The sequence below is a fragment of the Stenotrophomonas sp. P5_B8 genome (assembly GCF_054049855.1).
Genome location: NZ_JBFULO010000519.1, coordinates 1 through 2,335, shown reverse-complemented (window position 1 = coordinate 2,335; position 2,335 = coordinate 1). Strand labels below are relative to the sequence as shown.

Sequence of the window (2,335 nt, the reverse complement as noted above, 5' to 3'; positions counted from 1 at the left end):
GAACTGCACAGATCATGGTAGGAAAAACCTGCAAAGCTCCAGCACACGACCTTGATCACTGACTTGACCGTAGCCAAGGATGACCCTTTGCCCTCCACATTTCGTGGGCAGGAGGTTCTAAGTGAGAATGAAGTCAATAGCAGTAGTCATCGGGATCCTGGCGTCCGCCCAGCTATGCGCGGAAGAACGRCCACTCAGCGTTGACCAGGTTGTGGCGGAGTCGGATGGAATTGGGCACATCATCAGAAGAACCGAATGGACCGACTTCAACGGCGGAATGGTGGAGGTGGATCAGCTGCTGAAGTCAGATGGCTTTGGACGTCACGTCTATCGTTACGATGAGCAGACCGAGGCCACCAAGCTGTACCACCAGGCGTTCTGCGACGCGATGGGCATGTCGCCATCCCCTGGCGAGGGCATCGTTGTCGGTTCTGCTGCGGGCTGGGCCTGCAGCAGCTCGGATGCGGATGCTTTGGATGAGGGTCAAAGTCAACCGAAGGCAGCTGACTGGGCGACCGCGATTGCTCCAAACGGCCGTGTCCCTGTCGGCGCCACCTTTACATCTAATGGCCAGATAAGAGTAGAGAGCTCGGTGGGGGGAGAACGGAGGGCGACAGTTGGCGTGGACAATGGGCGTTGCTCGTACGCATCCGTCACCCACTACGCCAACGCATTCAGGGAGAACACCGCGATTTCTGTGGCTTGTATTGTGCACGCCTCGCGCTTTGTGAACACGTCTATGGACGTGTGCATCCCGAGGGTGTGCGGATCGGACAGGGGTACTCACTTCGCACAGTAGGTCGGCAGGTATAGCTCTACCCAGCCCACCGCAGGGCGGCCCGCCTGTCTGGTGGGCCGCCCCGCAATTACCATCACCAGCATCCAGCCACGCCAGCGCGACCTGCGTACCTCACGCCACACCAAACGGACAGCACCCCCACCCCTGCTGCCGCCGTGCCATTTCCTCCAGATCCCGATCAATGCTCGAAAACCCCGGCGCCTCCTCCAACGGCCCCTCGCCCACCGCCGGCGCATCCAGCGCCACCGACGCCGCTGCGCGCCTCACCGCTTCAAGCCTTCGGCCCACAGCGACCGCCTCTGCATCGCACTGCGTGACCACGTACGCCCGCATCAACTGCCGCAGCACCTGTGCGGCGGGTCGGTGTTGGCGCTCGGCCGCTTCCTGGAAGCTGGCGCGCAAGCCGGCTTCCATCTGTAGCTGCATGAAGACACTCTTGCTCATGAGTTGCTCCCACTGCTGGGTAGTGAAACCGAATGCACAGCCACACCGCACCGGACGTGCAGCGATGTGCTGGCGTTTGCCTGTCATCGTGCGGTGCTGCCGAGCCCCGGCACGCACCGGCGTCATCTGGCCATGGGCCCTGCACGGGCTGGCGGGCCATGGCCGTGCAGCGGCCCACCGCACGACTGGGCGCTGCCGCTCAGCGGGCTTGCCGCTGCAACTTCCTGGGGATCTTTGGGGGCACCACCACCGGCCGCTCCACCACCGTAAGGGTGATGCTGCCGTGCGTGGCCTCAACCTTCAGGCGGGCGCCTACGTCGAAGCCGAGCTTGTCCAGCCAGCGGCCGCGCAGCTTGAGGTAGGGGACAATCTCGGTGGGACCGCGCTCTTCGCGGTCCGGGTACGTCAGCGCGCCTACGCGGTAGCTGCGTGCGGGGCGGGCGTAGGGTTTGCGCTTGGGGCGCGCGTCAACGGGTTCGTCTTCCCACGGCGTCAACATGTTGGACCTCCTGCAGGGCTTGCCCTTGCCGGGATGGCAAGGAAGGTGGGTGCCAGAGGAGTTTCTACGCTCGGTGAACATCATTCGGGATGGTGAAGAGCTTTGGAAATCGTTTGTTCCTCTTGAACGGCAAAGCTCCATCGACTGCACCAGTTGCGGTCGCAGTCTTTGAGACGGCCCAGTGTCAACGTCCCACACGGGCTTCCCTGACCCCTCAGCGCTGCCTCCAGCGATACCCCCTCTTCACCCACGGGACGAAATTGGACATACTGTCCGCTGAATTCCCGGAGCATCCATGAATACGTACGAGCTGATCGACCTTTCCCTCCAGCGCTTTTCAACGAAGGAGGTCGCCCAAGCCCTTGGAGTTGATCCGAAGACCGTCAAACGCTGGCAAGTTCGCGAGACCGAGCCCAAGCCCTACATTGCAGACGCGATCCGCCAGCGCCTGCTGCCCTTCGGCGAGCCGCCGACCGGCGAAGGAAAGTTCCGTTTCATCGACCTATTCGCGGGGATCGGTGGCATCCGCACGGCCTTTGAGAAGCAGGGTGGCCGCTGCGTGTTCACCAGCGAATGGGACCCCTATGCGGTAA

The 2,335-nt window shown here is 62.6% G+C and carries 4 protein-coding genes; 2 read left to right on the top strand and 2 right to left on the bottom strand.

Annotated elements, in window-relative coordinates; translation table 11 throughout:
- The first annotated feature begins 127 nt into the window (after positions 1–127).
- Positions 128–799 carry a hypothetical protein gene (locus tag ACXJKH_RS18830; RefSeq protein WP_457321654.1) on the top strand — a complete coding sequence of 224 codons (672 nt, stop codon included), beginning with the start codon at positions 128–130 and terminating at the stop codon, positions 797–799.
- 111 nt (positions 800–910) lie between these two features.
- On the opposite strand, the gene ACXJKH_RS18825 is transcribed toward ACXJKH_RS18830, so the two are convergent.
- Positions 911–1,330, bottom strand: a complete 420-nt coding sequence (locus ACXJKH_RS18825) for a hypothetical protein (RefSeq protein ID WP_457321652.1) — start codon at positions 1,328–1,330, stop codon at positions 911–913.
- A 112-nt stretch (positions 1,331–1,442) separates the two neighbouring features.
- Positions 1,443–1,742, bottom strand: a complete 300-nt coding sequence (locus ACXJKH_RS18820; RefSeq protein ID WP_457321650.1) for a SymE family type I addiction module toxin — start codon at positions 1,740–1,742, stop codon at positions 1,443–1,445.
- 295 nt (positions 1,743–2,037) lie between these two features.
- On the opposite strand from ACXJKH_RS18820, the gene ACXJKH_RS18815 reads away from it, so the two are divergent.
- The coding region (locus tag ACXJKH_RS18815) for a DNA cytosine methyltransferase (protein WP_457321648.1) at positions 2,038–2,335 on the top strand (298 nt) is incomplete at its 3' end.